The 16,864-nt window shown below is 65.2% G+C and carries 17 protein-coding genes and 1 pseudogene; 12 read left to right on the top strand and 6 right to left on the bottom strand.

Annotated elements, in window-relative coordinates:
- Positions 1-25: 25 nt before the first annotated feature.
- Entirely contained in the window at positions 26-838 is an 813-nt protein-coding gene (gene xthA / locus PVZ72_RS06755; protein ID WP_187979332.1) for an exodeoxyribonuclease III, read from the top strand.
- A gap of 69 nt (positions 839-907) precedes the next feature.
- Complete coding sequence (locus PVZ72_RS06750) at positions 908-2,263, top strand: substrate-binding domain-containing protein (protein WP_187979333.1); 1,356 nt, start codon at positions 908-910, stop codon at positions 2,261-2,263.
- A 211-nt stretch (positions 2,264-2,474) separates the two neighbouring features.
- Here PVZ72_RS06750 and PVZ72_RS06745 read toward each other — a convergent pair whose 3' ends face one another.
- The gene (locus PVZ72_RS06745; protein ID WP_273861505.1) at positions 2,475-2,867 is read right to left on the bottom strand and encodes a DUF192 domain-containing protein; all 393 of its coding nucleotides are present in this window, start codon (positions 2,865-2,867) and stop codon (positions 2,475-2,477) included.
- A gap of 145 nt (positions 2,868-3,012) precedes the next feature.
- On the opposite strand from PVZ72_RS06745, the gene PVZ72_RS06740 reads away from it, so the two are divergent.
- Both PVZ72_RS06740 and PVZ72_RS06735 read left to right on the top strand, forming a co-directional pair.
- Complete coding sequence (locus PVZ72_RS06740; protein ID WP_187979335.1) at positions 3,013-4,221, top strand: MFS transporter; 1,209 nt, start codon at positions 3,013-3,015, stop codon at positions 4,219-4,221.
- On the top strand, positions 4,218-5,426 hold the full coding sequence (locus PVZ72_RS06735; RefSeq protein WP_273861504.1) for an MFS transporter: 1,209 nt from the start codon (positions 4,218-4,220) through the stop codon (positions 5,424-5,426). Before PVZ72_RS06740 ends, PVZ72_RS06735 begins: the two co-directional genes overlap by 4 nt.
- A gap of 73 nt (positions 5,427-5,499) precedes the next feature.
- Here the strand turns inward: PVZ72_RS06735 and PVZ72_RS06730 are convergent, their stop codons facing one another.
- Positions 5,500-5,694: a hypothetical protein gene (locus tag PVZ72_RS06730; RefSeq protein ID WP_273861503.1), complete on the bottom strand. Its 195-nt coding sequence runs from the start codon at positions 5,692-5,694 to the stop codon at positions 5,500-5,502.
- A gap of 250 nt (positions 5,695-5,944) precedes the next feature.
- Here PVZ72_RS06730 and PVZ72_RS06725 point away from each other — a divergent pair, with 250 nt between their 5' ends.
- From PVZ72_RS06725 to mqo, 3 genes are all read left to right on the top strand, one after another.
- A complete protein-coding gene (locus tag PVZ72_RS06725) occupies positions 5,945-6,361 on the top strand; it encodes a response regulator (protein WP_273861502.1) in 417 nt (138 codons plus the stop codon).
- A 240-nt stretch (positions 6,362-6,601) separates the two neighbouring features.
- On the top strand, positions 6,602-8,191 hold the full coding sequence (locus tag PVZ72_RS06720; RefSeq protein ID WP_187979340.1) for an ABC-F family ATPase: 1,590 nt from the start codon (positions 6,602-6,604) through the stop codon (positions 8,189-8,191).
- 455 nt (positions 8,192-8,646) lie between these two features.
- Complete coding sequence (gene mqo / locus PVZ72_RS06715) at positions 8,647-10,143, top strand: malate dehydrogenase (quinone) (protein ID WP_187979341.1); 1,497 nt, start codon at positions 8,647-8,649, stop codon at positions 10,141-10,143.
- 142 nt (positions 10,144-10,285) lie between these two features.
- Here the strand turns inward: mqo and PVZ72_RS06710 are convergent, their stop codons facing one another.
- From PVZ72_RS06710 to PVZ72_RS06700, 3 genes are all read right to left on the bottom strand, one after another.
- Positions 10,286-12,079, bottom strand: coding sequence for a gamma-glutamyltransferase family protein (locus PVZ72_RS06710; RefSeq protein ID WP_443218237.1), 1,794 nt, complete (start codon positions 12,077-12,079; stop codon positions 10,286-10,288).
- A gap of 77 nt (positions 12,080-12,156) precedes the next feature.
- A complete protein-coding gene (locus tag PVZ72_RS06705) occupies positions 12,157-12,657 on the bottom strand; it encodes a DUF1294 domain-containing protein (protein WP_273861501.1) in 501 nt (166 codons plus the stop codon).
- The gene (locus tag PVZ72_RS06700) at positions 12,654-13,490 is read right to left on the bottom strand and encodes an undecaprenyl-diphosphate phosphatase (RefSeq protein ID WP_158896727.1); all 837 of its coding nucleotides are present in this window, start codon (positions 13,488-13,490) and stop codon (positions 12,654-12,656) included. Before PVZ72_RS06700 ends, PVZ72_RS06705 begins: the two co-directional genes overlap by 4 nt.
- 266 nt (positions 13,491-13,756) lie before the next feature.
- On the opposite strand from PVZ72_RS06700, the gene pnuC reads away from it, so the two are divergent.
- The 5 genes from pnuC (at position 13,757) to PVZ72_RS06675 (ending at position 16,418) form a co-directional block, all read left to right on the top strand.
- Positions 13,757-14,320 (top strand): nicotinamide riboside transporter PnuC, encoded by a 564-nt coding sequence (gene pnuC, locus PVZ72_RS06695; protein ID WP_273861637.1) that lies wholly within the window; start codon positions 13,757-13,759, stop codon positions 14,318-14,320.
- Positions 14,317-14,844 carry an AAA family ATPase gene (locus PVZ72_RS06690; protein ID WP_273861500.1) on the top strand — a complete coding sequence of 176 codons (528 nt, stop codon included), beginning with the start codon at positions 14,317-14,319 and terminating at the stop codon, positions 14,842-14,844. Before pnuC ends, PVZ72_RS06690 begins: the two co-directional genes overlap by 4 nt.
- 37 nt (positions 14,845-14,881) lie before the next feature.
- Positions 14,882-15,436 carry a Smr/MutS family protein gene (locus PVZ72_RS06685; RefSeq protein WP_187979345.1) on the top strand — a complete coding sequence of 185 codons (555 nt, stop codon included), beginning with the start codon at positions 14,882-14,884 and terminating at the stop codon, positions 15,434-15,436.
- A gap of 63 nt (positions 15,437-15,499) precedes the next feature.
- Positions 15,500-16,048, top strand: coding sequence for a GTP cyclohydrolase I FolE (folE, locus tag PVZ72_RS06680; protein WP_133863117.1), 549 nt, complete (start codon positions 15,500-15,502; stop codon positions 16,046-16,048).
- Positions 16,049-16,112: 64 nt separating this feature from the next.
- Entirely contained in the window at positions 16,113-16,418 is a 306-nt protein-coding gene (locus PVZ72_RS06675) for a putative quinol monooxygenase (protein ID WP_273861499.1), read from the top strand.
- A gap of 210 nt (positions 16,419-16,628) precedes the next feature.
- Here the strand turns inward: PVZ72_RS06675 and PVZ72_RS06670 are convergent.
- Positions 16,629-16,864: pseudogene (locus tag PVZ72_RS06670) on the bottom strand (IS110 family transposase); the annotation flags it as partial.

The raw sequence follows: 16,864 nt of genomic DNA, 5'->3' as shown, positions 1-16,864 counted from the left end.
GCCATCCACGTTTCGGGAGGGTGTCATGAAGGTAGTTTGCTTCAATATCAATGGCTTGCGCGCAAGACCTCATCAACTTTCCGCCATCATCGAACGCTATGATCCAGATGTGATCGGTCTTCAGGAAACCAAGGTCGCGGATGACCAGTTTCCCCTGGCTGAGGTCGAGGCCCTGGGTTATCACGTGCACTACCACGGGCAGAAGGGCCACTACGGGGTGGCCCTGCTGTCACGCCTGGCGCCGCTGGAGTTGCACAAGGGCTTTCCGGGCGATGGTGAAGAATCCCAGAAGAGATTCATCTATGGCGTCTTCGCGGATCGCCAGGGTCAGCCGCTGGTGGTCATGAACGGCTATTTTCCTCAAGGCGAGAACATTGCCCACCCGACAAAATTCCCAGGCAAGAGGAAGTTCTACGCGGATCTTCAGAATCTACTTGAAGAGCGCTTCTCACCGGACACACCCTTGCTGCTCATGGGCGACTTCAACATCTCCGCCCAGGATCACGACATCGGCATCGGCGCAGCCAACGCCAAGCGCTGGCTGCGTACCGGCGCCTGCAGCTTCCAGCCGGAAGAACGCGAATGGATGCAGCGGCTGCTCGGCTGGGGCCTGATCGACAGCTACCGCCAGCTGCACCCTGAGGTCGACGACCGCTTCAGCTGGTTCCCCTATCGCAGTCGCGGCTTCGAAGACGAACCCAAGCGCGGCCTGCGCATCGATACCATCCTGGCCTCGCGGATCCTGCAGGAGCGTATCGTCTCCGCCGGCGTGGACTACGACATCCGCGGCATGGAGAAACCCTCCGACCACGCGCCGATCTGGCTGGAATTGACGTGAGGTCCTGTCACATCGACGTCATGCGACATCCCTAAGGTGTCGGCCTCGCCTTAGGCTCGAGGCCGACCCATGAACTGCTCTGCTCCGGTATTCCGTCGCGCCTTGCTGCGGCGAGCGGCGCTCGCGACCTTGCTTCCGCTGCTGCCTCTCCCCCTGCTGGCCAACGACGCCCCAACCACCCGCCTGCGCCTGCAGGGCTCCAATACCATCAACGCCCGCCTGGGTCCGCGCCTGGTCGCGGCCCTGCTCGCCGAGCGCGGCTTCCGCGATCCCCAGGTGGTACCCACCGCGGTGATGGACGAATGGCAGCTGGTGGCGCGCGCCCCGAACGGCGCTAGCGTGGCCGTGCAGATCGCGGCCCATGGCTCCAGTACCGGCTTTACCGCCCTGGCGGCGGGCACTGCCGATCTCGCTGCCGCCTCGCGCCCGGTCACCGATGCCGAGGTGAACACCCTGGCCGGCCTGGGTGACCTGCGCAGCAAGGAGGCGGAGTACGTCATCGGCCTGGACGGCCTGGCGATCATCGTGCATCCCGGCAATCCGCTGCGAGAACTCGATCTGCAGCAGCTGGCGCAGATTTTCTCCGGCGACATCGGCGACTGGCAGCAACTGGGCGGCAAGGCCAGCCCGATCCGACTCTATGCGCGGGATGATCGCTCGGGCACCTACGACACCTTTCGCGAGCTGGTGTTGAGTCCTGCCGGCAAACGCCTGAGTGCTGCCGCCAGGCGCTTCGAATCCAACGAAGAACTGGCGCAGCGGGTGGCCGAGGATCCCGCCGGCATAGGCTTCACCAGCCTGGCGGCGGCTGCCGGGTCGCCAAAGCTCGCCCTGCGCGACGGTGAAGGCCGCGCCATAGCGCCGAGCGAAGCCAGCATCGCCACCGAAGACTATCCGCTCGCCCGCCGCCTCTTCCTCTATGCGCCGCCTGCCCAGCGTTCGGACTGGGCGCAGAGTCTGCTGGAATTCAGCCAGACCCCGACGGGTCAGGCGGTGGTGCAACAAAGCGGCTTTGTCGCCCAGCGCATCGAGCCTCTGACCATAGACGGCACCCGCGGCATGCCACCGGCCTACGGCAAACTGGCGCGCCGGGCGCAGCGCCTCACCGTAAACTTCCGTTTCACCGCCGGCAGCGCGCGCCTGGACAACAAGGCGCTGCGTGATGTCGAGCGGCTGGCCACCTTCATGCGCCAGCCGGAAAATGCCGGTCGGCAGCTGATTCTGGTGGGCTTCAACGATGCCACTGAAGATCCGGCACGCGCCTCCCTGCTGGCACGCCTGCGAGCCACCGCGGTCGCCACGGCGTTGCGTCACCAGCAGGCCTTTGCCGGCGAATTGCTTTCTCTTGGCGACCAGCTGCCCGTTGCAGGACTGTCGCCCAATGGCCGAGTAAAGAACCGGCGTGTCGAGGCCTGGATTCAATAGTAATCAAGGTGTTATGCCAAGAACGTGAAGAGGTATAGCACACCCCTACAGCGCCAGCCGGCAGTGCACGCACAGCGGTCGCCAAGCAATTCAGATTCGTAAAAAACTTAAGGTAACGTCTTAAAAGTAGATTCTAATTAAGATTATAAAATAACCGTATCTAATTGATTTAGAACAAAATATAAAATTATCTCGATACCAAATCGAAGGACTATCGGGAGGCAGGCGCGACCGTCTCCAGCCCCTGTACAGCTTCGCCCGGCTTGATCCCACGCCCTGAAAACCAGCCGGCTTGGGTTTCCAGCGCGTAGCGCGCCGGGGCCTTAGAGCAATGATGGGTATCGGTCAGTGGCTGCATCTCGACGGTATTGAGGATCCTGCCACTCTTGTCGATGAAGGCGGCGGCCAATGCGCTGGGGGTATCGCGCATCCACAGGCAGCGTTCGTCATCCCCGGCAAAGACGAACAGCATCCCTTCACGGGCGCCCAGTGGCGGTCGCCCCATGAGTCCCCGAGCCCGCTGCGCAGGTGTCGCTACCACCTCGACGGCCAGGCGCTGCCCACCGATCCGCAATTCGATCCGCTCCGCTGCCCAACCGGGCATGGCGACCAACAGCAGGAAACCGACCCAAGTAGGACCTGGCGCTCGTTTCGCTTCCTCGCGCGCATGGACAAAAAATGTCATCGCATGTGACCTTTACCGGACGAAAGCAATCTATCCCACATTGTCAGACAACCTCTCGAGTCCGATGTCGACCGCCAGCCTACCGCCCGCACCCTCACCCGCTCTGGCCACCCGCATTACCCTGGGCACGGTGCTCTTTACCTTTATCGCCTACCTTACCATCGGCATCCCCCTGGCCGTGCTGCCGGGCTACGTGCATGACCAGCTGGGCTTCAACTCCATCATCGCCGGCCTGGTGATCAGCAGTCAGTACCTGGCGACCCTGTTTTCGCGCTCCCACGCCGGACGCATCATCGATACCGTGGGCGCCAAGCAGTCGGTGCTCTACGGCATGCTCGGCTGCGGCCTCAGTGGCGTGCTAATGCTGGCCTCGGTGCTTCTCCAGGCCTGGCCCTGGGTCAGCCTCACCGCCCTGCTGCTCGGCCGACTGGTGCTGGGTTGCGCCGAAAGCCTGTCGGGCACCGGTGCCATTTCCTGGGCGATCGGCCGGGTCGGCCCGACCAATACCGCCAAGGTGATTTCCTGGAATGGCGTCGCCAGCTACGGTGCCCTGGCCATAGGCGCGCCGCTGGGGGTGGTCTTGGTGGATACCCTGGGGCTGTGGATCATGGGCGTCAGCATCATCGGGCTGGCCGCCGTGGGTTATCGCATCGCCAAACCCCGTCCGCCAATCGTCCCGGTGCGCGGCGAACGCCTGCCCTTCACCACCGTGCTGGGTCGGGTCCTGCCCTTCGGCCTCGGCCTGGCGCTGGGCGGCATCGGCTTCGGTACCCTGGCGACCTTCATTACCCTCTATTACGCCAGCCAGGGCTGGAGCGGCGCGGCCCTGTGCCTGACCGTATTCGGTTCCTTCTTCATCGGTGTACGCCTGGTCTGTGCCAACGCCATCAACCGCCACGGCGGCTTTCGCGTCGCCATCGTCAGCCTGGCGGTGGAAGCGGTCGGTCTGGCGGTCCTCTGGCTGGCTCCTAGCGTGACCACCGCCCTTATGGGTGCCGCCCTTACCGGGATCGGCTTCTCGCTGGTATTCCCGGCACTCGCCGTGGAAGCGGTGCAGCGGGTCCCGTCCTCCAACCGGGGCGCCGCCCTGGCCGGCTATTCGGTATTCATCGACCTTTCGCTGGCGGTGACCGGGCCCCTGATCGGCGCCGTGGCCACCCACTTCGGCTATGCCGCCAGCTTTCTCTGCGCCGCCCTGGCCGCGCTCGCCGGGCTCGCCCTCAGCGTCCGCCTCCTCTGCCGTTTCGACGAGTCCTCTCGAGAACAGCCATGACCACGACAGTCCCTCCCGCTACCTCGCTCGCCATCACGCTGCGCATCGTCTCAATCGTCGTCTTCAGCTTCCTGCTGTTCCTGGCGATTGGCCTGCCGCTGGCGATCCTGCCGGGCTACGTGCACGACGATCTCGGCTACGGCTCGGTGATCGCGGGACTGGCGATCAGCATCCAGTACCTCGCCACCCTGTTCACCCGGCCCCTGGCCGGCAAGCTGGCCGACAGCATTGGCGCCAAGCGCGGCGTGATCTACGGTCTGTTCGGCTGCGTCGCCTGCGGCGTGCTGACCCTACTGGCCACCTCGCTGCAGAGCCTGCCTGGTCTCAGCCTGGGCCTGCTGATCGTCGGCCGGGTCATCCTCGGCATGTCCCAGGCCCTGATCGGCACCGGCTGCCTGAGCTGGGGCATGGGCAGCGTCGGCATGCAGCACGTGAGCAAGGTGATCTCCTGGAATGGCATAGCCGCCTACGGCGCCCTCGCGATCGGCGCGCCGCTGGGCGTGGCCATGGTCGCCGGCCTCGGCTTGTGGAGCCTGGGCGTAGCGATCGCGCTGCTGGGTGCCCTGGGCCTGGCCCTGGCTTGGAACAAAGAACCGGCGCCGGTGATTCCCGGTGAGCGACTGCCCTTTCACAAGGTGTTCTGGCGCATCAGTCCCTTCGGTCTCTGCCTGCTGCTGAGCTCCATCGGCTTCGGCGCCATTGCCACCTTCGTCACGCTCTACTATGCGAGCAATGGCTGGCCCAATGCCGCCTTCTGCCTGACTGCCTTCGGCGCAGCCTTCATCTGTGCGCGGCTGTTGTTCGCCGGCACCATCAACAAACTGGGTGGCTTTCGGGTCGCCCTGGCCTGTTTCACCGTCGAGAGCCTGGGCCTGCTGCTGCTCTGGCTGGCAGTCACCCCGCAGATGGCACTGATCGGCGCGGCCATGGCCGGCTTCGGGCTGTCGCTGGTCTATCCCGCCCTGGGGGTAGAGGCCATCGTCAAGGTGCCGCCCACCAATCGCAGTGCCGCACTGGGTGCCTACTCGCTGTGCCTGGACCTGGCGCTCGGTATCACCGGGCCGCTGGCCGGTGCCATCGCCAATGGCTTCGGCTTCAGTGCCATCTTCCTGTTCGCCGGCCTCATGGCCCTGGCTGGCCTGGGCCTTAGCGCCCTGCTCTACCGCCGTGCATTGCGTGAGCGTCCCGGCCTCACACCAGCCTGAGCGGCTGACCGGCTCAGCGACAGGCGGCGGCTGCATCACCAAGCAGCTGTCGCCTGCCGGCTTCCTGTGGTGCCTACAGCGGACCAGGATCCGGGATCGGCGCCGGGGGCTTGGCGGGTTCGGTCAGGTTCTCGACCACCTCGTCGGGGATCTCGGTATCGATTTCCTCGTCGGCCATGTCGGAGTCGTTCAGCGGTGCCTGATCGCCGCCCAGCCAGAGGGCCAGCGGCGAGGTGGTGTCGGGCGCGGGAGAAAGAGAAAGGGTCATGCCGTGGCTCCTGTGCCTGTCGGTCTCAGAGATTAGTAGGTCGGCGGGGCCGGATGTTTCATCCAGACCCCTACCGCACGTCGCCGGATGGCAGGCAACTGACTGGTGTACGCCAGAGCGGCTGGTGACCTTCCAGGACAGAATTCGCCAAGCCTGGCAGCAGGTGCGGCCGCACATCCTGGCGATTGGCCAGGCGGAAGGTCCAGGCCTGACTAGACTGAGAAGATTCTCCACCCAGGAAAGGCCGTCCATGGAAACCAACGCTCTCCCCCCTCACGCCTCGAATCTGCTCGCGGTCGTTTCGGAAGACGAGTTGCTGCTGCAAGCGCTGGTCCGTGAGGTCCTGAAACAGGAAGGCTTCCATGTGGAGACCTTTGGCACTGCCGATGCCGCCCTGCAGTTTCTCGAACGGCATTGGCAGCAGGTCAACGTGGTGGTGTCCAACGTGCGGATGCCGGGGGTGATCGATGGCGTGCAGTTGGCCAGGATCGTCAGCGAACGCTGGCCCGGGGTGCCCGTCGTGCTGATGTCCGGCTACACCGGCCTGCGCAATGACATTCCGTCCGGAATACCCTTCCTACACAAACCCTGGACGCTGGATCAACTGACCGACGCGGTCTGGAACGTGGTACCACGCCCTGGCTCTCCCGGCCCGACCGCCCACTAGTCCAGCGACACCCGGCCGCCGCCTGCCCCGTACAAACGACCTCGCAGCTATGACACAATAGGCGGCATGTCGGGCACCGCCCGCCTTTACCGCAGCCCAGCCAGGCCGCCGCGCACCGTCGCTGCCCATTGACCCTGCCCGCTGGACCTCTGCCCATCCGATCGAAACGCTCTGTCCTGGCCGCCTGCCGGCCCGGACAGCGGCCGAACTCCGGTCCGAAACCCCTTACAGGTACCCCCCTTGATCTCCACCGCTAACATCACCATGCAGTTTGGCGCCAAGCCGCTGTTCGAGAACGTGTCCGTCAAATTCGGCAACGGCCATCGCTATGGCCTGATCGGCGCCAACGGTTGCGGCAAGTCCACCTTCATGAAGATTCTCGGGGGCGATCTCGAGCCCACCGGCGGGCAGGTGATGCTCGAACCCAACGTGCGCCTGGGCAAGCTGCGCCAGGACCAGTTCGCCTACGAGGACTGCACGGTCATCGACACCGTGATCATGGGCCACGCCGAGCTGGCCAAGGTCAAGGCCGAGCGCGACCGCATCTACTCCCTGCCGGAAATGAGCGAAGACGACGGCATGGCCGTGGCCGAGCTTGAGGTGCAGTTCGCCGAATACGACGGCTACACCGCCGAAGCGCGGGCGGGCGAGCTGCTGCTCGGCCTGGGCATCCCCCAGGACCAGCACTTCGGCCCCATGAGCGCCGTCGCCCCCGGCTGGAAGCTGCGGGTGTTGCTGGCCCAGGCACTGTTTTCCGATCCGGAACTGCTGCTGCTCGACGAACCGACCAACCACCTGGACATCAACACCATCCGCTGGCTGGAAGGCATCCTGGTCGCGCGCAACAGCACCATGATCATCATCTCCCACGACCGCCACTTCCTGAACAGCGTCTGCACCCACATGGCCGACCTGGATTACGGCGAACTGCGTCTGTTCCCGGGCAACTACGACGAGTACATGACCGCCGCCACCCAGGCACGCGAGCGCCTGCTGTCGGACAATGCCAAGAAGAAGGCCCAGATCGCCGAACTGCAGCAATTCGTCAGCCGCTTTTCGGCCAACGCCTCCAAGGCCAAGCAGGCCACCAGCCGGGCGCGCCAGATCGACAAGATCCAGCTGGACGAGGTCAAGCCGTCCAGCCGCGTCAGCCCCTTCATCCGCTTCGAGCAGAACAAGAAGCTGCACCGCCAGGCGGTGACCCTGGAAAACGTCACCCAGGGCTTCGACGGCACCCCGCTGTTCAAGCGTCTGGGTCTGCAGATCGAAGCCGGCGAGCGGGTCGCCATCATCGGCCCCAACGGCATTGGCAAGACCACCCTGCTGCGCACCCTGGTGGGCGAGATGGCTCCTCAGAGCGGTGAAGTGAAGTGGACCGACAGCGCTGATGTCGGCTATTTCGCCCAGGACCATGCCGAGGACTTCGCTGACGATGCCACCCTGTTCGAGTGGATGGGCCAATGGACGCAGGGCGGCGAGCAGATGGTACGCGGCACCCTGGGTCGCATGCTGTTTTCCAGCGACGACATCCAGAAATCGATCAAGGTCATCTCCGGTGGTGAGCAGGGGCGCATGCTGTTCGGCAAGCTGATCCTGAAGAAGCCCAACGTGCTGGTGATGGACGAGCCCACCAACCACCTGGACATGGAATCCATCGAGGCGCTGAACCTGGCGCTGGAAAACTATCCGGGCACCCTGATCTTCGTCAGCCACGACCGCGAATTCGTCTCGTCCCTGGCGACCCGCATCCTCGACATGAGCGAGACCGGCGTGGTCGATTTCAGCGGCAGCTACGACGACTACCTGCGCAGCCAGGGCATCAACGGCTGACCCCAGGGTTCGTGTAGTGGGTCGCGCCACCCACTACACGAACAAAATAGATGGTGCCCTAAGCAGTTACCCTAGGTATCATTTCGCACCGAAACGGGTACTCGACCAGGATCGCCGCGATCATCACCTATCGTTTGCGCCGGGAGACCAGGGGTCTCCTGCCACGTCTCGTAACACGTAGCGCCCCCTTCCGGCACGCTCGACGGGTTCCCTGTCGCATCCTGATCGCCCCTCCTGGCACCGGCCTCCGCCGGCCTGCCAGGACGCTTGGCCCCCACTCAATAAATCAGAACATTGCCGGACGGCTGCTGTCGCAACTGACTGCCATGCCCTACCGGTTGCCCACCCCTGCCTGTCCGTTCGCGGCCAGCTCGGGGTTGCCCAACTCGAGGTCGGGCTCCGACGCCCGCTCTCCCTCAGGTGTAAAGCGAGACACTGTCTCAGGAGTACGATGAATGCACAGTGGTAACGAAGAGTCGGATTTCGTTTTCGTCGGCGCGGGAATCATGAGCGCGACCCTGGCGGTCATGCTCAAGGAGCTGGAGCCCACGAGTACCGTCGAGGTACTCGAACTGCTCGACGTAGGCGCGGCGGAGAGTTCCAACCCCTGGAACAACGCCGGAACCGGCCATGCGGCCCTCTGCGAGTTGAACTACACGCCCGAAAAGGCGGACGGCAGCATCGACGTCACCAAGGCCCTCAGCATCAACGGCATGTTCGAGGCCTCCAGGCAGTTCTGGTCCTACCTGGTCGAGGAAGGCCACTTCGGTTCGCCGCGTGCCTTCATCAGCCCGGTGCCGCACATGTCCTTCGTGCATGGCGCCAAGGACATCGCCTTCCTGCGCAAGCGCTATGAAGCGCTCAAGGACCACGCCTGCTTCGACGGCATGGAGTATTCCGAGGATCACGCCAAGCTGCGCGAGTGGATGCCGCTGGTGATGGAAGGCCGGCCGGCCACCGAAGCCGTGGCGGCGACCCATGTGGCCGGGGGGACCGATGTCAACTTCGGCGCCCTGACCATGAGCCTGCTGGGTCACCTGCAGACCCGCCCCGGCACCCAGGTCCGTTACAACCAGAAGGTGGTGGACCTGACCCGCGAGGCCGACCAGCGCTGGCGCCTGACCATCGAGGACAGTCGTTCGGGTGCCACCCGGACGCTGATCGCCAAGTTCGTCTTTCTCGGCGCCGGTGGCGCGGCCCTGCCGCTGCTGCAGAAGTCGGGCATCCCCGAAGGCGCTGGCTATGGCGGTTTCCCGGTGAGCGGCCAGTGGCTGCGCTGCGACGACCCGCACATCGTCGAGCGCCACCAGGCCAAGGTCTACGGCCTGGCCGGGGTCAATTCGCCGCCGATGTCGGTCCCGCACCTGGACACCCGGGTGGTGGATGGCAAGAAGTCGCTGCTGTTCGGACCCTTCGCCGGCTTCACCACCAAGTTCCTCAAGCGCGGTTCCTTCCTCGACCTGCCCAAGTCAATCAAGTCGGGCAACATCGGCCCCATGCTCGCCGTGGCGCGGGACAACATGCCGCTGACCCGTTACCTGGTCGGCCAGGTGCTGCAGTCCTTCGACCAGCGCGTCGAGGAACTGCGCGCCTTCTACCCCGCCGTGCGCAAGCAGGACTGGCGCCTGGAAGTGGCCGGCCAGCGGGTGCAGATCATCAAGAAGGATCCGCAGAAAGGCGGTGTCCTGCAGTTCGGTACCGAGATCGTCGCCTCCGGCGACGGCACCATCGCCGCCCTGCTGGGCGCCTCCCCGGGCGCTTCCACCTCGGTGTCCATCATGCTGACCCTGGTCGAGCGCTGCTTCCCCAGCCGTTATCAGAGCGCAGAGTGGCAGGCGAAGCTGCGCACCATGTTCCCGGCTTTCGGCCACAAGCTGGCGGAAGAACCGGAGCTGCTGCGCGAAGTGCGCGAACGCACCACCCGGGTGCTGCAACTCGACCAGCCGGCGTGATGCCGCAGATGCCGGACCGTTCACCCGGTCCGGCGTCTTCTTCCCCGCAAACCTGCTTCGAAGCTCCTTATCCCGTCCAATCGCCTCCTCCTCGCCCGGGAGAGGGCTGGGGTGAGGGAGTCTTTATCCGCCAGGCTTCCGCCTAATCCCCCAGCGCCACGCCTTCCCGCCGCGGATCGGCACCCCCCTGCCAGCCAGATCCGACCCGGCGAATGACCTGGATGCCGCTGGTCATCTCGTCCTCGCGCACCTGATGCCCACGCTGCTCCAGCGCCTGGCGCAGGGCCGAGGTGGTCTCGCCGCGCTCCAGCTCGGTGGGGCCGTTGCGGCTGCCGAAATTCGGCAGGCCCGCCGCCGCCTGGGGATCCAGCTGCCAGTCCAGCAGGCCGACCAGGGTCTTGACCACATAGCCGGCGATCTGCGAACCGCCCGGCGAGCCCAGCGCGGCCAGCAGCTCATTGCTCTGGCGATCGAATACCAGAGTCGGCGACATGGTCGAGCGCGGTCGCTTGCCCGGCTCCACCCGATTGGCCACCGGCAGGCCCTTCTCCTGCGGCACGAAGGAAAAGTCCGTCAGCTGATTGTTGAGCATGAAGCCCCTCACCATCAGATGGGAGCCGAAGTAGCTCTCCACCGTGGTGGTCATGGACAGGGCGCCGCCCCAGGCATCCGCGGCCACCACCTGGGAGGTAGAGATGCGCAGCGGCGAGCGATCCGGCGCCCAGGCCAGGGTCGGTCCGGGCGGAACACCCGGCGCGGCCTTGCCCAGGCTGCGCTCACCAACCTGCTGGGCGCGACTGGCCAGATAGCCCGGATCGAGCAGGCCCTTGACATTGACCGGCACCAGCTCCGGATCAGCCACGTACTGGGCACGATCGGCATAGGCCAGGCGCTCGGCCTCGGCGATCAGATGCACGGCTTCGGGACGCGGCTCCTGGCCCGCCGGCAGCGCGGTCGGCACCGGCCGCAGCGGCGCCAGGGCCCAGGCCGGATCACGGGCTTCCAGGGCCTGGAGGATGCCCAGGGTCTGGGCCACGGTGATGCCGCCGGCGGGCGGTGGCATGCCGCAGACACGCCAGCGCTGGTAGTCGGTGCACAGTGGCGTACGGGTCCTGGCTCGATAGCCGGCCAGATCCTGGAGACTCAGGCTGCCGGGATTGGGGCTTTGCTGCACCGCCGTGGCGATGGCCTTGGCCAGCTCGCCACGATAGAGCGCCGCGGCGCCTTCCCGGGCGATCAGCGCCAGGGTCTCGGCCAACTCGGGGTTGCGCAGCCGGGTACCCACCGGCTTCACCTGGCCCTGGGCATCCAGGTACAGCGCGGCCATGCCGGGCGACTGCTTGAGGAAGGGATCGTGCACAAGCTGGTTATGCAGTCGCGGCGACAACGGGAAACCCTCGCGGGCCAGGCGGATGGCCGGCTCGAACAGCACCTGCCAGGCCAGCTTGCCGTGGTCGCGATGCGCCAGCTCCAAGGCGCGCAACACCCCGGGCACCCCGACCGAACGGCCGCCGATACGCGCCTCCTCGAAGGCCATGGGGCTACCATCCGCATGCAGGAAGAGCCTTTCCGTGGCGCCCGCCGGCGCGGTCTCGCGACCATCGTAGGCCTGGACCTTGCGACCGTCCCAGTAGAGCAGGAAGGCGCCGCCGCCGATTCCCGAGGATTGCGGCTCGACGAGGGTCAGGACCGCCTGCATGGCGATGGCGGCATCGATGGCCGAGCCACCCTGGCGCAGGATCTCCTGCCCTGCCTCGGCGGCCAGGGGGTTGGCCGCCGCCGCCATCTGCCGGGTGGCTGCGCTGGCCGTCAACCCAGGGCGGTAACCGGAACCGGCCTCGGGAGCCGTGGGCAAGGAGGTCTCGCGACTCTGGCTACAGGCCGCGAGAGTCAGGGACAGGAAGAGAGGCGTAAGGATCGACAAGGGGGTTCGCAACGTGGGGCTCCTGGGCAACGGGGGCTTTCGCCCGCCAAGCCTAGCCCATCATCCGGCCCTGCGCCGCCGCGCCTGCCCTAGAGCGGCAGGTGACGATGCAGAAAGCCGCCGCAGAGCACATCCAGCCAGAGCAGCTGGTGCAGGGCGACGATGGCGAAGAACACCAGCCGAAAGCTCAGCTTGACGGTCTTGTGGCGGAATCGCTGCTGGGCGATCAGGGCGCCCGGCCAGCCGCCGAGCAGTTCGCCCAGGTGCAGCATGCGCTCCGACACGCGCCAGCCCTTGTCGCGGGCGCGCTGCTTGTCGTGCTTGTAGAGCAGGTAGGTGACGATGCTCGCGACCAGATAGAGCGGCAACGGCCAGAGCACCCCGCGGCCGAAGGCCTGGGACAGCATGCCCACCGAGGGCAGGATGAAGACCGCGATCTGCAACAGCGCCAGCATGTCCTGGCGGGCGATGGCCGCGCGTTGCTGGTAGGGCGTCAGCGACCCTGCCCGCTTGGCGGCCTTGGGGGACGCGTTCTGCGTAGCCGCACGAGCCGGCTTGCGCCGGCTCTGCTGTTCCTGCTCGGGTTTCACCCGGCCGCCTTGGCCGCGTGCCAGTCGATCCAGCCGAATTGCCAGGTGGCCAGGATCAGCAGTCCGAAGACGATGCGGTACCAGCCGAAGACCACATAGCTGTGGTTGCCGATGAATTTCAGCAGCGCCTTCACCGCCAGCATGGCGAAGATGAAGGAGGTGACGAAGCCGACCGCGAAGATCATCGCATCGCTGGGAACGAACATGTGGCGGTACTTGTAGACCGAGTAGACCGTCGCACCCACCATGGTCGGCATGGCCAGGAAGAAGGAGAACTCGGTGGCCGCCTTGCGCGACAGGCCGAATAGCAGGCCGCCGATGATGGTGGAACCGGAGCGCGAGGTGCCCGGAATCATCGCCAGGCACTGGGCGCAGCCGACCTTGAGGGCGTCATGCCAGCGCATGTCGTCCACCTCCTCCACGCGGATGCGATGCTTGCGCTTTTCCGCCCAGATCATGATCACGCCGCCGATCACCAGGGCGAAGGCCACGGTGATGGGGTTGAACAGGTATTCGTGGATCAGATCACCAAGGATCACGCCCAGCACCGCAGCGGGCAGGAAGGCGACGATCAGATTGCCGGTGAAGCGCTGCGCATAGGACTTGCGCGGCAGGTCGGTGACGATCTCGAAGACCTTGAAGCGGTACTCCCAGACCACGGCCAGGATGGCCGCCAACTGAATCACGATGTTGAAGGCAATGACGGTATCGCCGCGAAAGCCGATCAGATCCGCCACCACGATCTGGTGGCCGGTACTGGAAACCGGCAGAAACTCGGTGATGCCTTCGACGATCCCCAGAATCAGCGCCTGCAAGGCACTCCATAGGTCCATGGTATTACTCCATCCAAGTGAAACATTTGCAGGTAGCCGGAGCTGCAGGCTCCGGCGGCAACGGGGTTCGAACCGTGACGCTCCGCAGGGCATGGCCCTTCGCGGTACCCAAGACAGCATGTGCTGAAGTCAGCGCCCGGCACCTTACCAGAGCGAGACCGGTTGAAGAGACCGATAGACGGCCATTAGGTGCCGTACAATGACAAATCCAATCTTTCCGGATGTGAAGCATGTCGTTTCTGGAGTCCCTCACCACCCTGCTGGGCATGTCGCCTGTGGAGCTGCTGGCCGCCGTTCTCGGGGTGATCGCCGTCTGGCTGACGGTCCGCCAGAGCATCTGGGCCTGGCCCATCGGGCTGGTGATGGTGGTGCTCTACGCCTGGATCTTCCTGGACGTGAAGCTGTATTCCGACATGCTGCTGCAGTGCATCTATGCAGTGCTGCAGCTCTATGGCTGGTGGCAATGGCTGAGGGGTGGCCAGCAGCACCGGGGTCGGGTGGTCAGCTCCCTCGCGGCGAGGCCCCTGCTGACGGGTCTGGCCGTAGGTGCGCTGGGTAGTCTTGCCCTCGGCTATCTCATGGGCACCCATACCGACGCCGCCCTGCCCTGGCTGGATGCCGCGCTTACCGGTTTCAGCCTGGTCGCGCAGTTCTGGATGGCGCAGAAGCGGCTGCAATGCTGGATGCTGTGGTTCGTGCTGGACGTCATCTATGTGGGCCTCTTCTATTACAAGGGCCTCTACCCCACCGCGATCCTCTATGCGGTCTTTGTCGGCCTCGCCGCCTATGGCTGGCTGGACTGGCGCCGCGCCCTGGCGACCGCACGATGAAGGTGGTGGTGCTGACCGGCCCCGAATCGAGTGGCAAATCCTGGCTGGCGACGATCCTGAGCGAGAGATTCGGCGGTGTCCGGGTCGACGAGTACGTTCGCGAATACTGCGAGGCGCATGGCACCGACACCAGCCTGGCGGATGTGGAGCTCATCGCCCGCGAGCAATTGCGTCGCGAAGACCAGGCGCGGGCCAGTGCACCGGCCTTGCTGCTGCTGGATACCCATCTGCTGAGCAACCTGCTGTGGAGTCGCCTGCTGTTCGATGCCGCGCCCGCCTGGCTGGAACCGGCGCTGCTGGCACGCCGCCATGACCTGCATCTGCTGCTCGACCCGCGCGACGTCGCCTGGCAGGACGACGGTCAGCGCTGCCAGCCGGAGCTCACCGAGCGCCTGGCATTCTTCGCCAACTGCCGGGACTGGCTGCGGACCCATGGCCAGCCGGTGCTGGAAATCGCCGGCGACTGGCCCGAGCGGCAAAGGGCCGCGCTGGCCGCGGTGAGCCGATTGCTGCACGAGTCTTGACCCGTCGGTAGAATGACGTCCTACACCGGAGAACGCCATGCACGACGACGATGCCTCTTTCGCTGACTTCACCCGCGGGATCCGTCCGCTCAGGCAGGATCGCGCCGACACCGGCAAGTCACGCGCCGACCTGGGCCAGATCGCCCAGCGCCGGGCTGATGCGACCAGGACCTCGACCACGACCCGGGTGGATGGCCTGAGCGATGCCTTCGTCATTGATGTAGGCGCCGAAGACGAACTCTACTGGGGCCGCGATGGTGTCCAGGACACCCAGCTGAAGCGCCTCAAGAGCGGCCAGATCCCCTTCGAGGGCAGCCTGGACCTGCACGGCATGACCGTGGAAAGAGCCCGGGAGACCCTCTGGGACTTTCTTGCCGAGGCCACCCGCCTGGAAATCCGCTGCGTGCGCATCACCCATGGCAAGGCCGCGCGCGTCGATGGGCGTCGGCCGTTGATCAAGAGTCACGTCAACACCTGGTTGCGCCAGCACGCCCAGGTGCTGGGCTTCACCTCCTGCCTGCCCCGCCACGGCGGCACCGGCTCGCTTTATGTGTTGCTCAAGCGCACCATGCTCGAAGGTCGCGACGAGTGACTCCGCGACTCGGATGACGTCTCATCCGAGCGCCAACCTCCTTATCGACAAACAGGAACCCAAATGTCTCTCGAACAGCACTACTCCTCGATCCTGACCGGACTCGGCGAAGACATCGGCCGGGAGGGGCTGGTGGACACGCCCAAGCGCGCGGCCAAGGCCATGCAGTACCTCTGCCGCGGCTATACCCAGACGCTGGAAGAGGTGGTGGGCGAGGCGCTCTTCACCTCGGACAACAGCGAGATGGTGCTGGTCAAGAACATCGAGCTTTACTCGCTGTGCGAGCACCACATGCTGCCCTTCATCGGCAAGGCCCACGTCGCCTACATGCCCAAGGGCAAGGTGCTGGGGCTGTCCAAGGTGGCACGCATCGTCGACATGTTCGCCCGCCGACTGCAGATCCAGGAAAACATGACCCGGCAGATCGCCGAAGCCATCGAGAAGGTCACCGGTGCGGCCGGTGTTGCGGTGGTCATCGAGGCGCAGCACATGTGCATGATGATGCGTGGCGTGGAGAAGCAGAATTCCTCCATGGTCACCTCGGTGATGCTCGGCCAGTTCCGCGCCAGCGATGCCACCCGCGCCGAATTCCTCAGCCTGATCAATCGCTGAGTCGGCCGCGACGTCCGCCAGCCCGGAGGGTCGAAGCCTGGAATCTCCAGGAGACCTGCACGCCATGGCGGACGTCCACAGCCTTACCCTGTTCAGAGCCCAACCCGAACGTTCCCAGGCGCTGGGCGCCCACCTGCTGGATCTGGCCGCGGTGGCAGTGCACGACGAGGGGTGCCTGGATTATCGGGTATTCCAGGGTAGCGAGGACAATGACGTCTGGGTGGTCCAGGCCCGCTGGATCTCGGTCGCCGCCCAGGACGACCACTTCAACCAGCGACACACCCTCGCCTTCCTCGACGAGCTGCCCAAGCTGGCGGACGAGGTGGATCTGTATCCGCTGGCGCCCAAAAAGCCTTCGGCTGAGCTTTGACGACAGGCTGCCTGGGTTGCGATGAAGCGTAGAGTGGGCCGAGACGGCTCCCTCGTCGAAGTCCAACGGGACCGACGCAGAGGCAGGAGCTGTTGGGCTTCGCTGCGCTCAGCCCAACCTACGACTTGATTGACCTTTTACGGCCATGGCGATCTGCAGACGCGGCCGGTCCCGCAAAGGTACCACCGTCGTAGATACCGTCTTCGCCCCTCAGTGTGCAATCGCTAAAGCAGGGTCGAAAGGCTTGCCTGATTTGAGCACGCCATAGGCGATGGTCAGCAGCTTGCGCATGGCGGCGCAGACGGTTTGTTTACCTTTCTTCCCCCTGGTTTTCAGACGCTCGGCTTGCGCCTTGATAGCCGGGTTGTAGGTCAGCGCCACGACGGCGGGTAGGTATAGCGCACTTCGTAAGCGGACCGATCCCATGCGCGAGATGCCGGTATGGC

Source organism: Pseudomonas sp. LA5 (assembly GCF_028640825.1).
Taxonomy (GTDB): Bacteria; Pseudomonadota; Gammaproteobacteria; order Pseudomonadales; family Pseudomonadaceae; genus Chryseomonas; species Chryseomonas aestiva.
Note: the sequence above shows the minus strand (reverse complement) of the source record. Positions and strands in the feature narration are given on the sequence as shown.